Consider the following 17,285-nt stretch of genomic DNA (forward strand, 5'->3'; position numbering starts at 1 on the left):
ATGCAAGTTAAGCGTTTTTTCGCCGCCGATATGCGTCAGGCCATGAAGCTGGTTCGTGATGAGCTGGGCGCTGATGCCGCCATCATTGGCAACCGCCGCATTGCCGGCGGCGTCGAGCTGACGGCGGCGCTGGATTACAAATTGTCGGCGCTGGCGCCACGGGTTCCGAACATGGAACTTGAGGACGAGCTGCGCAAGACCCAGTCGCGCATCGTTACCGCCCAGGCCGAGCTGAGCCTGCGTGGCGAAGCCGACGGCAACATCAATCGCCAGTTGTTCGCCGGGCTGCCGTTGACGGCCGGTCTGCCGCTGACCGCTGCCGAGCCGTTGAGCGAACCGACTTACGCCGCCCCGGCGCGCCCGGCCCCGGCGCCTGCGCAGTCCTCCGGCGGGATTGACCCGCGTGCACTGGATTCGATGCGTTTTGAATTGAACAGCCTGCGCGAGCTGATGGAAGTGCAGCTCGGCACCCTGGCCTGGAATCAACTGCAAGGCAGCCGTCCGGCGCAAGCCAACCTGTATCGCCGTCTGCAACGTATCGGTCTGTCCGGCCCGTTGTCGCGCGACCTGCTGGCAATGATCACCGACATCGAAGAGCCTCGTCAGGCCTGGCGCATGCTGCTCGCACATCTGGCGCGGATGATTGCCGTACCGGAAGTCGAGCCGCTGGAAGAGGGTGGGGTGATTGCCATGGTCGGCCCGGCCGGCATGGGCAAGACCACCACCCTGGCCAAGCTCGCCGCGCGCTACGTGCTCAAGTACGGCGCGCAGAATGTCGCGCTGGTCAGCATGGACAGCTTCCGCATCGGCGCTCAGGAACAACTCAAGACCCTGGGCCGGATTCTCAACGTGCCGGTGACGCACGTTGATCCGGGCCAGTCGCTGGTTCAAGCGCTGGATCCACTGCTGCGCAAGCGCGTGGTGCTGATCGATACCGCCGGCCTGCAGGCCAGCGATCCGGCCCTGCGCATGCAGCTCGAAAGCCTGGCCGGTCGCGGCATCCGTTCAAAAAATTATCTGGTCCTGGCAACCACCAGCCAGAAACAGGTTCTAACCGCCGCTTATCACAGTTACAAGCGTTGCGGGCTTGCCGGGTGCATCCTGACTAAACTGGATGAGACAGCAAGCCTGGGCGAAGTGTTGAGCCTGGCAATCAGTCATGAACTGCCGGTCGCGTACCTGACCGATGGCCCACGGATTCCGGATGATCTGCATCTGCCGCGCCGCCATCAACTGGTCAGCCGCGCCGTCAGCGTGCAAATGCAGGAAGAACCCAGCGAAGAAGCCATGGCTGACATGTTCGCTGATATCTACCACAGCCCGACCAAGCAGGTTGGCTGAGGTAATGAACCGTTTTTGTACCTACATCGATGGTCTGCCATGCATTGTTCCGGTTGAGAACGCGCAGCCAGTAATGTGGCCTCCGTCTATGCAAGACAAGGTAAAGAAATAACATGGGCAGCATGCATCCCGTACAGGTGATCGCGGTGACCGGCGGCAAAGGTGGCGTCGGCAAGACTAACGTGTCAGTGAACTTGTCTCTGGCGTTGGCAGAGCTTGGCCGTCGGGTCATGCTGCTGGACGCCGACCTGGGGCTGGCGAACGTCGACGTTCTGCTGGGACTGACTCCCAAACGTACCCTGGCCGACGTGATCGAAGGTCGCTGCGAGCTGCGCGACGTGCTGTTGCAAGGTCCCGGCGGGATCCGCATCGTGCCGGCCGCCTCCGGCACCCAGAGCATGGTTCACCTGAGTCCGGCGCAACATGCCGGTCTGATTCAGGCCTTCAGCGACATCGGCGACAACCTCGATGTGCTGGTGATCGACACCGCTGCAGGCATTGGTGACTCGGTAGTCAGCTTTGTCCGCGCAGCCCAGGAAGTGTTGCTGGTGGTCTGCGACGAGCCGACTTCGATCACCGATGCCTACGCGTTGATCAAACTGCTCAATCGCGACTACGGCATGAACCGCTTCCGCGTCCTCGCCAACATGGCGCAGAGCCCGCAGGAAGGGCGCAACCTGTTCGCCAAGTTGACCAAGGTCACGGATCGCTTCCTCGATGTCGCCTTACAATACGTCGGCGCGGTGCCGTACGACGAAAGCGTGCGCAAGGCAGTGCAGAAGCAGCGAGCGGTCTATGAAGCCTTTCCGCGTTCCAAGTGCGCGCTGGCGTTCAAGGCGATCGCGCAGAAGGTCGATACCTGGCCGCTGCCTGCCAACCCGCGCGGTCACCTTGAGTTTTTCGTCGAGCGCCTCGTGCAGCAAACGGCAGGGCCTGTGTTATGACCGCCAGCGGTATGAATTACTACAAGAAGTCGGCACGTGACGCGCAGTACGAGTTGATCGAGCGTTACGCGCCACTGGTCAAGCGCATTGCCTATCACCTGCTGGCGCGCTTGCCGGCGAGTGTGCAGGTCGAAGATCTGATTCAGGCCGGGATGATCGGCCTGCTCGAAGTCTCGACCAAATATGACGCCAGCAAGGGCGCCAGTTTCGAAACGTACGCGGGCATTCGAATCCGCGGTGCGATGCTCGATGAAGTGCGCAAAGGTGATTGGGCGCCACGCTCGGTTCACCGCAACACCCGTATGGTCAGTGACGCAATTCGGGCAATTGAAGCTAAAACCGGCCGTGATGCTAAAGATCACGAGGTTGCGGCCGAACTCCAATTGAGTCTCGACGATTACTACGGGATTTTGAATGACACGCTGGGCAGCCGGCTGTTCAGTTTCGACGACCTGTTGCAGGACGGCGAACACGAAGGGCTGCACGAGGATGGCGCCAGTGCTCATCTTGAGCCGTCACGCGATCTGGAAGATGAACGCTTCCAGGCCGCGCTGGCGGACGCGATTGCCAATTTGCCGGAGCGTGAGCGACTGGTGTTGGCGCTGTACTACGACGAAGAGCTGAACCTCAAGGAGATCGGTGAAGTCCTTGGCGTCAGTGAATCGCGGGTCAGCCAGTTACACAGCCAGTGCGCGGCCCGCTTGCGGGGGCGTTTGGGGGAGTGGCGAGCGCGCTGAAGGCAGTGTGGGGACACTGCGAACGAGGCTGGTGCGGTGATGAACGGCACCGGTCTTGCTCTGTTGTGCTCCAGACAGTCATCGAGTGCTTTGCCGGATTGATTGAAATGGCGCGTCCAGGTGCTGGGCGCGTTTAAGACTGCTTGGAGGTCGAATTGGACAAGAACATGAAAATCCTCATCGTTGATGACTTCTCAACGATGCGGCGGATCATCAAGAACCTGCTGCGTGATCTGGGGTTCACCAACACCGTCGAGGCCGACGATGGCACGACTGCCATTCCGGTGCTCAACAGCGGAAGCATCGACTTTCTGGTAACGGACTGGAACATGCCGGGCATGACCGGTATCGACCTGCTGCGCCACGTGCGTGCCGATGAAAAACTCAAGCACCTGCCCGTGCTGATGGTGACTGCAGAAGCCAAGCGCGAGCAGATCATCGAGGCCGCTCAGGCCGGTGTGAACGGCTACGTGGTCAAACCTTTCACGGCTCAGGCGCTGAAAGAAAAAATCGAGAAGATTTTCGAACGCATCGGCTGATGAACGCGCGGGGGAGCTATGGAGCATAACGAATCTTCACAGGGCGATTTCGAATCGACCCTGAAAAAACACGCGGTCGAACTGGTCGAGAGCCTTGAAAAAGGCAGGTTCGGCGACGCTGTGCAACTGATCCATGAGCTCAATCAGACCCGTGACCGCGGCCTGTATCAGGAAGTGGGCAAGCTCACACGCGAACTGCACAGTGCGATCGTCAACTTCCAGATCGATCCGCACATGCCGCAGGCCGAGGAAGTGTCGCAAATCACCGACGCCACCGAACGCCTGGGCTATGTGGTCAAGCTGACCGAAGCCGCGGCCAACCGCACCATGGATCTGGTGGAAAGCGCCACCCCGGTCGTCAATGGCCTGGCTGAGGAAGCCCAGGCCCTGAGCACCGACTGGGGCCGTTTCATGCGCCGTGAGGTCGGGGCCGAAGAGTTCCGCGAGCTGGCGCGCCGGGTCGACGGTTTTCTGTCGCGCAGCAGCACGGGCAACCGTGCGGTGTCGAGCAACCTTAACGACATCCTGCTGGCTCAGGATTACCAGGACCTTACCGGTCAGGTGATCAAGCGCGTGACCCAACTGGTCACCGAAGTCGAAAGCAATTTGCTCAAACTCGTCCTCATGGCCAGTCAGGTGGACCGCTTTGCGGGCATCGAACACGACCGCGCCGCGATGCTTGCAGAAAAAGATCCACAAAAACATCTCTCGCAGGGTGAAGGTCCGCAGATTCATGCCGATAAACGAGAAGACGTTGTGTCCGGTCAGGACGATGTGGACGATTTGTTATCCAGCCTTGGATTCTAGAGTTTTGGAATTTTAGGTTTTTTGGGTTTTTAGACCTGTAGGAGCACCCCATTAATGAGCTTCGGCGCCGATGAAGAGATCCTTCAGGATTTCCTGGTTGAGGCCGGCGAGATTCTTGAGCAACTGTCCGAACAACTGGTCGAGCTGGAAAGCCGTCCGGATGACGCAGATCTGCTCAACGCAATTTTTCGCGGTTTCCACACTGTAAAAGGGGGCGCCGGCTTCCTTCAGCTCAACGAGCTGGTGGAGTGCTGTCACATCGCCGAAAACGTGTTCGACATCCTGCGCAAGGGTGAGCGTCGCGTTGATGCAGAACTGATGGACGTTGTCCTCGAAGCACTGGACGCGGTGAACAGCATGTTCAGCGAAGTCCGTGAACGTGCACCGATCACGGCGGCCACCCCGGAACTGCTGGCCGCGCTGGCACGTCTGGCCGAGCCGCAATCGGCCGACGAAGCTCCGGCTTCGCCGGTGGCCGAGATGATCGAAGAGCTGGTCGTCGAAGGCGATTCGAGCGATTCGGGCGACATCACCGATAACGAATTTGAACAGCTGCTGGATTCGCTGAACGCCGTCAAGGCTGAAGCCGAAGCCCCGGCCGCTGCTGCACCTGCGCAAACTGCCAATGAGGCAGCCAGCGATGAAATCACTGACGCTGAATTCGAGTCGTTGCTCGATCAGTTGCACGGCAAAGGCCAGTTCGCGGCGGACGCCGTTGCACCGACGGCGGCTGCTCCTGCGGCTCCGGCTGCGGGCGACAGCTCCGACATCACCGACGACGAATTCGAAGCGCTACTCGACCAGTTGCACGGCAAGGGCAACTTTGCCGTTGAAGCACTCGAGTCGGCGATCGCCTCGGCACCGGCTGCACCTGCCGCTCCGGTGGCCGCTGCGGCCGGTAGCGACTTGATCAGCGATCACGAGTTCGAATCGCTGCTCGACGAGTTGCACGGCAAAGGCAAGTTCACCGACGTCGGCGCTGCCGCTACAGGCACCGCTGCTGCCGTTTCGACGCCAGCTGCCAAGGCACCGGCCGCTCCGGCTGCTGCGCCGAAGGCTGCGCCCAAGCCTGAGCCGAAAGCCGAAGCTGCAAAACCGGCTGCCGCTGCCGCCCCGGCTCCGGCCCGCGCCGCCGCTGCACCGCCAGCGGAAAAACCGGCGAGCGAAGCCGAGACCACCGTGCGGGTCGACACCGCGCGTCTCGACGAAATCATGAACATGGTTGGCGAGCTGGTACTGGTGCGTAACCGTCTGGTGCGCCTGGGTCTCAACAGCGGCGACGAAGCCATGTCCAAGGCCGTGTCGAACCTCGATGTGGTCACAGCTGACCTGCAGACCGCGGTGATGAAGACCCGGATGCAGCCGATCAAGAAGGTCTTCGGGCGCTTCCCGCGTCTGGTTCGCGACCTCGCGCGTCAGCTCAAGAAAGAGATCAATCTGGAACTGGTGGGTGAAGAAACCGACCTCGACAAAAACCTTGTCGAGGCGCTGGCCGACCCGCTGGTCCACTTGGTGCGCAACGCTGTCGACCACGGCATCGAGTCACCGGAAGAACGTGAAGCCTCGGGCAAGGCCCGTGGCGGTCGTGTTGTTCTGGCCGCCGAGCAGGAAGGCGACCACATTCTGTTGTCGATCTCCGACGACGGCAAAGGCATGGACCCGAACGTCCTGCGTTCGATCGCGGTAAAACGCGGTGTGATGGACAAGGATGCGGCCGATCGCCTGAGCGACACCGAGTGCTACAACCTGATTTTTGCCCCGGGCTTCTCGACCAAGACCGAGATCTCCGACGTGTCCGGCCGCGGTGTCGGCATGGACGTGGTGAAGACCAAGATTTCCCAGCTCAACGGTTCGATCAACATCTACTCGACCAAGGGCCAGGGCTCGAAGATCGTCATCAAGGTGCCGCTGACGCTTGCGATCATGCCGACCCTGATGGTGATGCTCGGCAATCAGGCGTTTGCGTTCCCGTTGGTCAACGTCAACGAAATCTTCCACCTCGACCTGTCGACCACCAACGTCGTGGACGGTCAGGAAGTGGTGATCGTGCGGGACAAGGCGCTGCCATTGTTCTACCTCAAGCGCTGGCTGGTCAGCTCCGCCGCTCACGAAGAGCAGCGCGAAGGCCACGTGGTGATCCTTTCGGTGGGCACCCAGCGGATCGGCTTCGTCGTCGATCAACTGGTCGGCCAGGAAGAAGTGGTTATCAAGCCATTGGGCAAAATGCTTCAGGGCACTCCGGGCATGTCCGGCGCCACCATCACCGGTGACGGCCGCATCGCTCTGATCCTCGATGTTCCAAGCATGCTCAAGCGTTACGCCGCACGGCGTATTTGAATCCGGGGCAGCGGGGCTACAACGTCCCGCTGCGCCTAATGGAGTGTTTATGGCAGTCAAAGTCCTGGTGGTGGACGATTCGGGTTTTTTCCGCCGCCGCGTCTCGGAAATTCTTTCAGCGGATCCGAGCATCCAGGTGGTCGGTACGGCCACCAACGGTAAAGAGGCGATCGATCAGGCCCTGGCGCTCAAGCCGGACGTGATCACCATGGACTACGAGATGCCGATGATGGACGGCATCACGGCCGTGCGGCACATCATGCAGCGCTGCCCGACCCCGGTGTTGATGTTCTCCTCGCTGACGCACGAAGGTGCCCGGGTCACCCTGGATGCACTGGACGCTGGCGCGGTGGATTTCCTGCCGAAGAATTTCGAAGACATCTCGCGTAACCCCGAGAAGGTCAAGCAACTGCTGTGCGAGAAGGTCCACAGCATCTCGCGCAGCAACCGTCGTTTCAGCGCTTACAGTGCGCCGGCGCCGGCCGTTGCACCGACGCCAGCGCCAGCGCCGGCGGCATCGAGCTTCAGCAGCCACAGCAGCAGCGCGCCAACGCGTCCGGCACCGGCGCCTGCTCCAGCTGCAAGCCGCGCACCGGCTGCCAGTGCTTCGTCGCCGGCACCGAAACGCAAAGCCTACAAACTGGTTGCCATCGGTACGTCAACTGGCGGCCCGGTTGCGCTGCAACGCGTCCTGACTCAGTTGCCGGCGAACTTCCCGGCACCGATCGTGCTGATCCAGCACATGCCGGCGGCGTTCACCAAAGCGTTCGCCGAGCGTCTGGACAAGCTGTGCCGCATCAGCGTCAAGGAAGCCGAGGATGGCGACATCCTGCGTCCGGGCCTGGCGTTGCTGGCGCCGGGTGGCAAGCAGATGATGATCGACGGCCGTGGCGCGGTGAAAATCCTCCCGGGTGACGAACGTCTGAACTACAAGCCGTGCGTGGACATCACCTTCGGCTCCGCTGCCAAGTCCTACGGTGACAAAGTTCTGGCGGTGGTGCTGACCGGCATGGGCGCCGACGGCCGCGAAGGTGCGCGTCTGCTCAAGCAGGGCGGCAGCGCGGTGTGGGCGCAGGACGAAGCCAGTTGCGTGATCTACGGCATGCCGATGGCTATCGTCAAAGCTGATCTCGCCGACGCGGTGTATAGCCTGGACGACATCGGCAAGCACATCGTCGAGGCGTGTATCTGATGGATGTTCTAAGCCTTATCGGGATCATCATGGCGTTCGTCGCCATCATCGGCGGCAACTACCTTGAAGGTGGTCACCTCGGTGCGCTGGCCAACGGCCCGGCGGCATTGATCGTACTGGGCGGCACCATCGGTGCCGCACTGCTGCAATCGCCGATGAGCGCGTTCAAGCGCGCCATGCAGATCCTTGCCTGGATTCTGTTTCCGCCACGGGTCGATCTGGCCGGTGGCATCGATCGCGTGGTCAACTGGAGCCTCACCGCTCGCAAGGAAGGCCTGCTGGGCCTGGAAGGCGTGGCTGATGCCGAACCGGACAACTACTCGCGCAAGGGCCTGCAACTGCTGGTCGATGGCGCCGAGCCGGAGGCGATTCGCAGTATCCTCGAAGTGGATTTCTACACCCAGGAAGCCCGCGACATCGAGGCTGCCAAAGTCTTCGAAAGCATGGGTGGCTATGCGCCGACCATCGGTATCATCGGTGCGGTGATGGGCCTGATCCATGTGATGGGCAACCTCGCCGATCCCACGCAGTTGGGCAGCGGCATTGCCGTGGCGTTCGTTGCGACCATTTACGGTGTGGCCAGTGCCAACCTGGTCTTGCTGCCGGTCGCGGCCAAGCTCAAGTCAATCGCGTTGCGGCAGTCGCGTTATCGCGAAATGTTGTTGGAAGGGATCCTGTCGATCGCCGAAGGTGAAAACCCTCGCTCTATCGAGCTGAAGCTTCAGGGCTTCATGGATTGATGGGGGTAATGGACTATGGCTCGTCGCAGGCACCAGGAAGAACATGTTAATCACGAGCGCTGGCTCGTGTCCTATGCGGACTTCATCACGCTGCTGTTCGCTTTTTTCGTGGTGATGTACTCGATCTCGTCGATCAACGAAGGCAAGTACAAGGTCATTTCCGAAGCGCTGATCGGGGTCTTCACCGACTCCGATCGCTCGCTCAAGCCGATCCCGATTGGCGATGAGCGACCGAAGACCGTGACCCCGGCCAAGCCGCTGGTCAAGGACAGCGAGCAGGTTGACGCCGGTATCGCCGGTGCCAGCGATCCGTTGAAAAGCATTGCCGATGACATCAGCGCCGCGTTCGGCGACCTGATCGCCTCCAACCAGATGACGGTGCGCGGCAACGAGTTGTGGGTCGAGATCGAACTCAATTCCAGCCTGTTGTTCGGCAGTGGCGACGCCATGCCAAGCGATATCGCTTTCAACATCATCGACAAGGTCGCGGCGATCCTCAAACCGTTCGACAACCCGATCCACGTCGAAGGTTTTACCGACGATCAGCCGATCCGCACCGCGCAGTACCCGACTAACTGGGAGCTGTCTTCGGCGCGTTCGGCGAGCATCGTCCGGATGCTGGCGATGCAGGGTGTGAACCCTGGCCGTCTGGCTTCGGTGGGCTACGGCGAGTTCCAGCCAGTGGCCAACAACGCCACTGCCGAAGGCCGCGCGAAGAACCGTCGGGTGGTGCTGGTGGTGTCGCGCAATCTCGATGTACGCCGCAGTTTGACCGGCACCGGAACCGCCAACGCGCAACCGGACGCGGCATTGAAGCGCGCTGGCACACAAACTGCACCGACCCCGGTCAAGACGCCGGGACGCGAGAGTGCCGTCAATTCTCCGTCACCCGCATTAATACGCTGAGCTATGTCTCGGTCGAGCATCTCGGCCGGGAGGAACGAACCGAATGAGAGTCTGGGCAGTCGCCAATCAAAAGGGTGGTGTCGGTAAAACCACATCTTCCATCGCTTTAGCCGGATTGCTGGCGGAGGCGGGCAAGCGCGTGGTTGTGGTCGATCTCGACCCGCACGGCTCGATGACCAGCTATTTCGGCTACGACCCCGACAGCCTGGAACACAGCAATTACGACCTGTTTCTGCACAAGGGCAGCGTGCCACAAGGCTTGCCCGGGCAGTTGCTGCTGTCGACCAGCGACGAGCGCATTTCGCTGCTGCCGTCGAGTACCGCACTCGCGACCCTTGAGCGTCAGTCGCCGGGCCAGAGTGGCCTGGGCCTGGTGATCGCCAAGAGTCTGGCGCAACTGTGGCAGGATTTCGATTACGCGGTGATCGACAGCCCGCCGTTGCTGGGCGTGTTGATGGTCAACGCCCTGGCGGCGAGCCAGCAACTGGTGATCCCGGTGCAGACCGAGCACCTGGCCGTCAAAGGCCTGGAGCGCATGGTCAACACCCTGGCGATGATCAACCGTTCGCGCAAACAGGCGCTGCCGTTCAGCATCGTGCCGACCCTGTTCGACCGCCGCACCCAAGCGTCGCTGGGCACCTTGCGCGTGCTGCGTGACAAATTCCCCGACGAGATCTGGCAGGGTTATATCCCGGTCGATACCCGCCTGCGCGACGCCAGCCGGGCCGGTGTCACGCCTTCGCAATTCGACGGCAAGAGCCGTGGCGTGCTGGCTTACCGCGCGCTGCTCAAGCATCTGCTGGCGCAACAACTTGTTCCGGCGGTGGCGTGAGCATGAACCGCCCCGTCAAGCTCACCTCGCGTCCGCAGTTGGCGCTGCAGTCTTATCTGGATGGCCTGCTGCAGGAGATTCCTGAGGAGCTGCCGCCGGCAATCGAGGCGCAGCCTAAGGTTACCGAAAGCACCGAGGCACTGGACGAGTTCCAGGCGGCGGTACTTGAAGAGCAGGCACGTGACGCACAGAAAACGGCCAAACCTGCCGCGCCGGTGGCTGCGCCTGCCGCCGCGCCGGTGGCCAAGGCCCCGGTCGCGTTGATCGAACAGGCTGAGCCGGTGCGCGCAGCGGTTTCGACGCTCGCACCGCTGCTGCAAACCCGGTTACTGAACACTGCACCGGAACCGGTGGTGGTCGAACCGGCACCGGTCGCACCTGCACCCGTCGAGCAGACGCTGGTGACGCCGCTGGTGGAAGTGCATCTGCCGCCAAGCAATACGCCGCCACCGGTAGAGACCGAGGGGCGTCCCGCCTGGGCCTCCGAAGCCTTCGAATGCCTGCTGTTCGACGTTGCCGGGCTGACCCTGGCGGTGCCGCTGGTGTGCCTGGGCTCGATTTATTCACTGGCCGGGCATGAGCTGACGCCGCTGTTCGGGCAGCCGGAATGGTTCCTCGGGATTCTGCCGAGCCAGGCCGGCAATCTGAAAGTGCTGGATACCGCGCGTTGGGTCATGCCGGATCGCTATCGCGATGACTTCCGTCAGGGCCTGCAGTACGTGATTTCGGTACAAGGTTACGAATGGGGCCTGGCGGTGCATCAGGTCAGCCGTTCGTTGCGCCTGGACCCGAATGAAATCAAATGGAGAAGTCACCGGGGTCAGCGGCCATGGCTCGCCGGCACGGTGATTGAACACATGTGCGCATTGCTTGATGTCGCTGCACTGGCCGAGTTGATCGCCAGCGGTGGGGCTAAGCACATGTCCGGCAGTAAGCCGAATCACAAACCGACATAACAGACACCGGCATAGCCATGCCGGCGAACGAAACATACACCGCGAGCGCGGTACTTCGAGGGGCTAGGGTATGAACGACAAGGCGACGGCGGCAAAGGGTTCTGAAGATCCGATCCTGCAATGGGTAACCTTCAAGCTGGACAACGAAACCTACGGCATCAACGTGATGCGCGTTCAGGAAGTCCTGCGCTACACCGAGATCGCTCCCGTGCCGGGTGCGCCAAGCTACGTGCTGGGCATCATCAACCTGCGCGGTAACGTGGTCACCGTGATCGACACCCGTCAGCGCTTCGGCCTGAGCACCGGCGAGATCAGCGACAACACCCGTATCGTCATCATCGAAGCTGACAAGCAAGTCGTCGGCATCATGGTCGACAGCGTGGCTGAAGTGGTTTATCTGCGTCAGTCGGAAATCGAGACCGCGCCAAACGTCGGTAACGAAGAGTCGGCCAAGTTCATCCAGGGCGTGTGCAACAAGAACAACGAGTTGCTGATCCTGGTCGAGCTGGACAAGATGATGAGCGAAGAAGAATGGTCGGAACTGGAGAGCATCTGATTGATTCTCGAGGTTGCGGTCATTGTCCTGTTCCTCTTCTGGGCAGGCACGCTGGCAATGTTTCTGGCGTACATCAAGGCGCAGCGGCTGATCGCTGCGCAACAGGCTCAGGGCGATGCGCTGCGTGATCAGCGCATCAAGGACCTGGCCAAGCGCGTCGACGACTACCAGAACGGCAACGTGCGCATGGGCGAAGCCCTGCACGAGCTGCGCTCGGTAGTTGCTCCGTTGCCGGACAAGATTGTTGCGCTAGAGCAGCGCGATCCATCGAGCCTGTCGTTTGCCCAGGCGGCGAAACTGGTGGGCATGGGCGCGAGCGTCGATGAGCTGACGCAGTCCTGCGGGTTGACCCAGGCTGAAGCGGAGTTGATGCGCAAGTTGCACAGAAGCTGATTTTTGCTCTAAAGCTGAAATCGCCCTTCGCGAGCAAGCCCGCTCCCACAGTTGACCGCGATCCTGTTGAAGGAATGCGGTCGAGTGTGGGAGCGGGCTTGCTCGCGAAGGGGCCTCCAGAACCTCAATAATCATCCCCGCGTTCGGTGACGTCCTTCTCGACCATCGGCGCCTGCGGATCGTGTCCCTCGGGGAATTTCCCCTTCAGATTCCATGCAAACGCGATGATCTCGGCAATCGTGCGGTACAGCTCTTCGGGGATGCTGTCGCCCAGTTCCATGCGCGCCAACAGCCGCACCAGCTCGGCGTTCTCATAGATCGGTACTTCACAGTCGCGGGCAATGCGCAGGATTTCTTCGGCCAGTTCCTCGTCGCCCTTGGCGGTGAGGGTCGGGGCGTGGTTGCCGTCGTATTTGAGGGCGATGGCCTGGCGTGGAGCGGTGCTGTCGTTCATGCGGTTTCGTCGACCCAGCGGTGTTCGAGGCGAGTTTGGCCGCCCTGCGGCGGAGTGCCGAGGTGGCAGTCGAGATCGCCGACGTTCAGCCCGCGATCGAGCAAGCGCTGGCGCAGCGCGAACAGGTTGGTTTCGATCAGGTCGGCGGTGTACGGGCGTTCCGCCCAGAGCTGACTCGACAGGCTGCCGGCGATCAACTGAGCCTGAATCTGCATCGGCCCCAATGGCTCCATATCGAAGGCCAGATCGACGCGCCACAGCTGTTGCCTGGGCTCGCGTTCGTCACGGCGTTCGTTGGGCTGCGGTTCTTTTTCCGGGGCTTCTTCGCGTTGGAACTTGACCTGCAACGGCACGATGTCCTGCAGGTTGCGCATGGGGATTTCCAGCTGCCAGGTGCTGAGCAGACGGCCGTCATCGGTGACTCCGGTCTGTTCCAGGCTCGACAGCTGATGACTTTGCAGGCGCGACACGGCCGCCGCAGCGAGACGCAGCAAATGCTCCAGATCGCCTTCGTCGTCCAGGCTTTGCAGCAAGCGGTCGGGCAGCGGAAAGCTGCTCGGCACTGGTTTGGCGCTGACCTGGCCGAGAGTGCCAAGGGCGTTGCGCACGAAACTTGGCAGCGCTTGTGCCAGGGTGTTGGCGGCGATGATCGCGTTGAAGCTGGCATTGCCCGGCGCACCCGGTGACAGCTGCGCGATCAACTTGAGCAGATCGGCTTTCATGTCCGGGGCCAGCGCCGGACTCTGTCCGGTCAGCAATTTGGCTTCGAGAAAGGCGCCGCTGTTGGCCAGGGCCATGGCCACGCCTTTGGCGGTGCTCATCTGCTGCACGTCGGGCAGGTTGGCGAGCAGGCGCACGACGGCAGCGCGCAGATCCTGCGAAGTCTGGTCGTCGTCGCTCGGCAGGTTTTGCAAGGCATTGAGCAAGCCGTCCAGCGAGCCCTGGCGACTCTGCTGGCCAAGCAGTTGCTGACTCACCGCCAATTGTTCCTGACGGCTGCTCAGCGGCACGAACTTGAGGGTTTGCGAATCCTCGACCAACGCCGAGAGCAGGGTGCCGATGCGCAATGGCGTCGGGCTGTCGATGTCCAGCGTGGCACCGCTCTGCGCGGTGTTGAGCAGGCTCACCAGCGAGCGGTACACCGTCGGCTGCCCCGGCACTTGCGGCAGTGTCTGCGAGGTCAGCACCTTGCCTTGCAAAAGCGTACCGACCGGCAACTGCGCGGTGTCGATGCGGGTGAGGGCGGCGACGCTGCTGGCGATGGCCTGCTGCACGGTGATCGCCAGATTGCCCGCCGACGGTTGGGTGACGGCCAGGCTGGTTCCGGCCGGCAGTGGCAGGTTACTGCTGGCTTGCACGGTGGTCTGGCGGCCGCCGTCGACGGTCACTTTGAGCAGCAGTTGAAAGGTCTGATCCGCCTGCTTGAGCGACAGCACCTCGGCCTGGGCACTTTGCCCGGCACCGATCAAGCCTTCGACCGGGGTCAGCAGCTTGAGCAACTCACCGCTCATCACCAGCGGACGAGCGTTCGCCGGGGTGGTGGGCGGGAGCGGGAGGATGTTCATTTCGCCTGTCATACGCGGACACAACCTGAGGAAATTGCACTCTTGAGAGTAAGACACGGCATGTATAATGCCGCGCGTCTTGCGCTTCGTTCAGAAAACATAGCAATTGTTTGATCCAGCTCTCTGGTTCGCACCGTCATTGCATTTATCCTGCATCTCTTTAACGGCCGCGCCAGAGCCGACTTGAACCGTATAAGGCCCGTGATCCCTTGACCAGTCCCGTCCTGCAAACCGTTGCCCTCGCCTGTGAGCGAGACCTGCGGCTGCTCTTCGAAAATCTCGAATTGAGACTGGCCAGTGGCGATATGGTGCAGATCAGCGGTCCCAACGGCAGCGGCAAAACCAGTTTGCTGCGCCTGTTGTCGGGGTTGATGCAGCCGACCAGCGGTCAGGTGTTGCTCAACGGTGAGCCCTTGACTGCGCAGCCGAGCGAACTGGCGCGCAACCTGTTGTGGATCGGCCACGCCGCCGGGATCAAGGATCTGCTGACTCCGGAAGAGAACCTGTCCTGGCTCTGCGCCCTGCATCAACCTGCCGAACGCGAGGCGATCTGGCAGGCGTTGGCAGCCGTAGGATTGCGCGGTTTCGAAGATGTTCCCTGCCATACCCTGTCCGCTGGTCAGCAACGTCGCGTGGCGTTGGCGCGCCTGTATCTGGACAGCCCGCCACTGTGGATTCTCGACGAGCCGTTCACCGCGCTCGACAAACAGGGCGTGGCGCAACTCGAAGAACACCTGGCCAGGCACTGCGAAAGTGGCGGCCTGGTGGTGCTGACCACGCACCACACACTGAGCCGGATGCCGGCCGGTTATCGCGACATCGATCTGGGGAACTGGGCAGTATGAGTGTGTTCGGTCTGCTGGTTGCCCGTGAGTCCCGCCTGCTGTTTCGTCGCCCGGCCGAACTGGCCAATCCGCTGATTTTCTTCGCCATCGTCATCGCTTTGTTCCCGCTGGCCGTCGGCCCGGAAACTCAAGTGTTGCAAAACCTGTCCCCGGGGTTAGTCTGGGTGGCCGCGCTGTTGTCGGTCCTGCTCTCGCTGGACGGGCTGTTTCGCAGTGATTTCGAGGACGGATCCCTTGAGCAGTGGGTCCTTTCGCCGCACCCGCTGCCACTGTTGGTCCTGGCCAAGGTGCTGGCACACTGGCTGTTCTCGGGTCTGGCACTGGTTTTGCTCTCGCCCTTGCTGGCGCTGATGCTCGGTTTGCCGGTCGCCTGCCTGCCAGTGTTGCTGTTGTCGTTGCTGCTGGGGACACCGGTACTGAGTTTGCTCGGTGCGGTGGGCGCGGCGCTGACGGTCGGTTTGAAACGCGGCGGCCTGTTGCTGGCGCTGCTGATTCTGCCGTTGTACATCCCGGTGTTGATCCTTGGCAGCGGCGCCTTGCAGGCCGCCTTGCAAGGCATGCCGGCGACCGGGTATCTGCTGTGGCTGGGTAGCCTGACCGCCCTGGCGATCACCCTGACACCTTTTGCAATAGCTGCTGGCCTGAAGATCAGCGTCGGCGAATAATAATGAGGTCTGGTCAAAAATTGACCGCTTTTTTTTGAAAGAATGACCCTTGCCAGCTCACACCGATGAGCGGCACCCGTGATGGAAACAGTATGAACTGGACCTGGTTTCACAAGCTCGGCTCGCCCAAGTGGTTCTACGGCATCAGCAGCAAGTTTCTGCCGTGGCTGAGCATTGCAGCGTTGCTGCTGATCACCGTGGGCGTTGTCTGGGGCCTGGCCTTCGCACCGCCGGATTATCAGCAGGGCAACAGCTTTCGCATCATCTACATCCACGTGCCTGCCGCGATGCTTGCGCAGTCGATCTACGTGATGCTGGCGGTGTGCGGTGTGGTCGGGCTGGTCTGGAAAATGAAACTGGCCGACGTCGCCCTGCAATGTGCGGCCCCTATCGGCGCGTGGATGACCGCCGTGGCGCTGGTCACCGGGGCGATCTGGGGCAAGCCGACCTGGGGTTCCTGGTGGGTCTGGGACGCGCGTCTGACCTCGATGCTGATTCTGCTGTTCCTGTATTTCGGGGTGATCGCGCTGGGCAATGCCATCAGCAACCGTGACAGCGCCGCCAAGGCCTGCGCGGTACTGGCGATCGTCGGCGTGATCAACATCCCGATCATCAAGTACTCGGTGGAGTGGTGGAACACCCTGCACCAGGGCGCCACCTTCACCCTCACCGAAAAGCCGGCGATGCCGGCCGAAATGTGGCTGCCGCTGCTGCTGACGGTGCTGGGATTCTACTGCTTCTTCGGCGCCGTGCTGTTGCTGCGCATGCGCCTTGAGGTGCTCAAGCGCGAAGCCCGCGCCAGTTGGGTCAAAGAAGAAGTGCAGAACAGTCTGGAGGCCGCTCGATGAGTTTTGCTTCATTCGGCGACTTCCTCGCCATGGGCCATCATGGCCTGTATGTCTGGTCGGCCTACGGCATCTGTCTGGCGGTGCTGATCCTCAACGTGGTGGCGCCGATCGCGGCCCGCAAGCGCTATCTGCAACAAGAGGCGCGTCGTCTGCGCCGGGAGAACGGCAAGTGAATCCGCTGCGCAAAAAACGTCTGATCATCATTCTGGCCATTCTGGTCGGGGTCGGCGCTGCCGTCGGCCTGGCCCTGAGCGCCCTGCAGGAAAACATCAACCTGTTTTACACCCCGACCCAGATCGCCAACGGCGAAGCACCGCACGACACGCGCATTCGCGCCGGCGGCATGGTCGAGAAGGGCTCGCTGCAGCGCTCGTCAGACTCGCTGGACGTGCAGTTCATCGTTACCGACTTCAACAAATCCGTGACCATCACCTATCGCGGCATCCTCCCGGATCTGTTCCGCGAAGGGCAGGGCATTGTCGCCCTGGGCAAACTCAACGCCGACGGCGTGGTGGTGGCCGATGAAGTGCTGGCCAAGCACGACGAGAAGTACATGCCGCCCGAAGTGACCAAGGCCTTGAAAGACAGTGGTCAATCCGCGCCGACCCCAGCGAAGGAGGGTTGATCG

Annotated in this window: 20 protein-coding genes; 18 read left to right on the forward strand and 2 right to left on the reverse strand. The window is 61.6% G+C overall.

The window, feature by feature from the left end; all coding sequences use genetic code 11:
- From flhF to AC1UK9_RS08290, 13 genes are all read left to right on the forward strand, one after another.
- Positions 1–1,341, forward strand: coding sequence for a flagellar biosynthesis GTPase FlhF (gene flhF, locus AC1UK9_RS08230; protein WP_482579823.1), 1,341 nt, complete (start codon positions 1–3; stop codon positions 1,339–1,341).
- Between the two features lie 113 nt (positions 1,342–1,454).
- Entirely contained in the window at positions 1,455–2,285 is an 831-nt protein-coding gene (gene fleN / locus AC1UK9_RS08235; protein WP_003222917.1) for a flagellar synthesis regulator FleN, read from the forward strand.
- Positions 2,282–3,022 (forward strand): RNA polymerase sigma factor FliA, encoded by a 741-nt coding sequence (gene fliA, locus AC1UK9_RS08240; protein WP_003222919.1) that lies wholly within the window; start codon positions 2,282–2,284, stop codon positions 3,020–3,022. The genes fleN and fliA overlap by 4 nt, the downstream gene beginning before the upstream one ends.
- Before the next feature lie 167 nt (positions 3,023–3,189).
- The gene (locus tag AC1UK9_RS08245) at positions 3,190–3,561 is read left to right on the forward strand and encodes a chemotaxis response regulator CheY (RefSeq protein WP_003183998.1); all 372 of its coding nucleotides are present in this window, start codon (positions 3,190–3,192) and stop codon (positions 3,559–3,561) included.
- An 18-nt stretch (positions 3,562–3,579) separates the two neighbouring features.
- Entirely contained in the window at positions 3,580–4,368 is a 789-nt protein-coding gene (locus AC1UK9_RS08250; RefSeq protein ID WP_025111925.1) for a protein phosphatase CheZ, read from the forward strand.
- 54 nt (positions 4,369–4,422) lie between these two features.
- A complete protein-coding gene (locus AC1UK9_RS08255; protein ID WP_473014854.1) occupies positions 4,423–6,705 on the forward strand; it encodes a chemotaxis protein CheA in 2,283 nt (760 codons plus the stop codon).
- 49 nt (positions 6,706–6,754) lie between these two features.
- Entirely contained in the window at positions 6,755–7,897 is a 1,143-nt protein-coding gene (locus tag AC1UK9_RS08260; protein ID WP_482579824.1) for a protein-glutamate methylesterase/protein-glutamine glutaminase, read from the forward strand.
- Positions 7,897–8,637 carry a flagellar motor protein gene (locus tag AC1UK9_RS08265; protein WP_003222929.1) on the forward strand — a complete coding sequence of 247 codons (741 nt, stop codon included), beginning with the start codon at positions 7,897–7,899 and terminating at the stop codon, positions 8,635–8,637. The genes AC1UK9_RS08260 and AC1UK9_RS08265 overlap by 1 nt, the downstream gene beginning before the upstream one ends.
- Positions 8,638–8,652: 15 nt before the next feature.
- A complete protein-coding gene (motD, locus tag AC1UK9_RS08270; RefSeq protein WP_025111922.1) occupies positions 8,653–9,543 on the forward strand; it encodes a flagellar motor protein MotD in 891 nt (296 codons plus the stop codon).
- Positions 9,544–9,586: 43 nt separating this feature from the next.
- Positions 9,587–10,375, forward strand: a complete 789-nt coding sequence (locus AC1UK9_RS08275; RefSeq protein WP_025111921.1) for a ParA family protein — start codon at positions 9,587–9,589, stop codon at positions 10,373–10,375.
- Between the two features lie 2 nt (positions 10,376–10,377).
- Positions 10,378–11,331, forward strand: a complete 954-nt coding sequence (locus AC1UK9_RS08280) for a CheW domain-containing protein (protein ID WP_482579825.1) — start codon at positions 10,378–10,380, stop codon at positions 11,329–11,331.
- 70 nt (positions 11,332–11,401) lie between these two features.
- A complete protein-coding gene (locus AC1UK9_RS08285; protein ID WP_025111919.1) occupies positions 11,402–11,887 on the forward strand; it encodes a chemotaxis protein CheW in 486 nt (161 codons plus the stop codon).
- Positions 11,888–12,280 (forward strand): DUF2802 domain-containing protein, encoded by a 393-nt coding sequence (locus AC1UK9_RS08290; protein ID WP_025111918.1) that lies wholly within the window; start codon positions 11,888–11,890, stop codon positions 12,278–12,280.
- 124 nt (positions 12,281–12,404) lie between these two features.
- Here the strand turns inward: AC1UK9_RS08290 and AC1UK9_RS08295 are convergent, their stop codons facing one another.
- Positions 12,405–12,734 carry an EscU/YscU/HrcU family type III secretion system export apparatus switch protein gene (locus tag AC1UK9_RS08295; protein ID WP_025111916.1) on the reverse strand — a complete coding sequence of 110 codons (330 nt, stop codon included), beginning with the start codon at positions 12,732–12,734 and terminating at the stop codon, positions 12,405–12,407.
- The gene (gene fliK / locus AC1UK9_RS08300) at positions 12,731–14,311 is read right to left on the reverse strand and encodes a flagellar hook-length control protein FliK (protein ID WP_473014860.1); all 1,581 of its coding nucleotides are present in this window, start codon (positions 14,309–14,311) and stop codon (positions 12,731–12,733) included. The genes AC1UK9_RS08295 and fliK overlap by 4 nt, the downstream gene beginning before the upstream one ends.
- Before the next feature lie 197 nt (positions 14,312–14,508).
- On the opposite strand from fliK, the gene ccmA reads away from it, so the two are divergent.
- The 5 genes from ccmA to ccmE all read left to right on the forward strand — a co-directional run bounded on the left by ccmA (position 14,509) and on the right by ccmE (position 17,282).
- Positions 14,509–15,144: a cytochrome c biogenesis heme-transporting ATPase CcmA gene (gene ccmA, locus AC1UK9_RS08305; protein WP_473014861.1), complete on the forward strand. Its 636-nt coding sequence runs from the start codon at positions 14,509–14,511 to the stop codon at positions 15,142–15,144.
- The gene (ccmB, locus tag AC1UK9_RS08310) at positions 15,141–15,809 is read left to right on the forward strand and encodes a heme exporter protein CcmB (RefSeq protein WP_003222942.1); all 669 of its coding nucleotides are present in this window, start codon (positions 15,141–15,143) and stop codon (positions 15,807–15,809) included. The genes ccmA and ccmB overlap by 4 nt, the downstream gene beginning before the upstream one ends.
- 92 nt (positions 15,810–15,901) lie before the next feature.
- Positions 15,902–16,657 carry a heme ABC transporter permease gene (locus AC1UK9_RS08315; protein WP_025111913.1) on the forward strand — a complete coding sequence of 252 codons (756 nt, stop codon included), beginning with the start codon at positions 15,902–15,904 and terminating at the stop codon, positions 16,655–16,657.
- Positions 16,654–16,830, forward strand: coding sequence for a heme exporter protein CcmD (gene ccmD / locus AC1UK9_RS08320; RefSeq protein WP_003222944.1), 177 nt, complete (start codon positions 16,654–16,656; stop codon positions 16,828–16,830). Before AC1UK9_RS08315 ends, ccmD begins: the two co-directional genes overlap by 4 nt.
- A complete protein-coding gene (gene ccmE / locus AC1UK9_RS08325) occupies positions 16,827–17,282 on the forward strand; it encodes a cytochrome c maturation protein CcmE (protein WP_025111912.1) in 456 nt (151 codons plus the stop codon). Before ccmD ends, ccmE begins: the two co-directional genes overlap by 4 nt.
- Positions 17,283–17,285: the final 3 nt, after the last annotated feature.

The sequence above is a fragment of the Pseudomonas sp. AK-TSAG1-1 genome (genome assembly GCF_056821665.1).

Coding starts and splice junctions, on each gene's coding strand:
- flhF (WP_482579823.1), top strand. CDS start 1: ATGCAAGTTAAGCGTTTTTTCGCCGCCGATATGCGTCAGGCCATGAAG.
- fleN (WP_003222917.1), top strand. CDS start 1,455: ATGGGCAGCATGCATCCCGTACAGGTGATCGCGGTGACCGGCGGCAAA.
- fliA (WP_003222919.1), top strand. CDS start 2,282: ATGACCGCCAGCGGTATGAATTACTACAAGAAGTCGGCACGTGACGCG.
- AC1UK9_RS08245 (WP_003183998.1), top strand. CDS start 3,190: ATGAAAATCCTCATCGTTGATGACTTCTCAACGATGCGGCGGATCATC.
- AC1UK9_RS08250 (WP_025111925.1), top strand. CDS start 3,580: ATGGAGCATAACGAATCTTCACAGGGCGATTTCGAATCGACCCTGAAA.
- AC1UK9_RS08255 (WP_473014854.1), top strand. CDS start 4,423: ATGAGCTTCGGCGCCGATGAAGAGATCCTTCAGGATTTCCTGGTTGAG.
- AC1UK9_RS08260 (WP_482579824.1), top strand. CDS start 6,755: ATGGCAGTCAAAGTCCTGGTGGTGGACGATTCGGGTTTTTTCCGCCGC.
- AC1UK9_RS08265 (WP_003222929.1), top strand. CDS start 7,897: ATGGATGTTCTAAGCCTTATCGGGATCATCATGGCGTTCGTCGCCATC.
- motD (WP_025111922.1), top strand. CDS start 8,653: ATGGCTCGTCGCAGGCACCAGGAAGAACATGTTAATCACGAGCGCTGG.
- AC1UK9_RS08275 (WP_025111921.1), top strand. CDS start 9,587: ATGAGAGTCTGGGCAGTCGCCAATCAAAAGGGTGGTGTCGGTAAAACC.
- AC1UK9_RS08280 (WP_482579825.1), top strand. CDS start 10,378: ATGAACCGCCCCGTCAAGCTCACCTCGCGTCCGCAGTTGGCGCTGCAG.
- AC1UK9_RS08285 (WP_025111919.1), top strand. CDS start 11,402: ATGAACGACAAGGCGACGGCGGCAAAGGGTTCTGAAGATCCGATCCTG.
- AC1UK9_RS08295 (WP_025111916.1), bottom strand. CDS start 12,734: ATGAACGACAGCACCGCTCCACGCCAGGCCATCGCCCTCAAATACGAC.
- fliK (WP_473014860.1), bottom strand. CDS start 14,311: ATGACAGGCGAAATGAACATCCTCCCGCTCCCGCCCACCACCCCGGCG.
- ccmB (WP_003222942.1), top strand. CDS start 15,141: ATGAGTGTGTTCGGTCTGCTGGTTGCCCGTGAGTCCCGCCTGCTGTTT.
- AC1UK9_RS08315 (WP_025111913.1), top strand. CDS start 15,902: ATGAACTGGACCTGGTTTCACAAGCTCGGCTCGCCCAAGTGGTTCTAC.
- ccmD (WP_003222944.1), top strand. CDS start 16,654: ATGAGTTTTGCTTCATTCGGCGACTTCCTCGCCATGGGCCATCATGGC.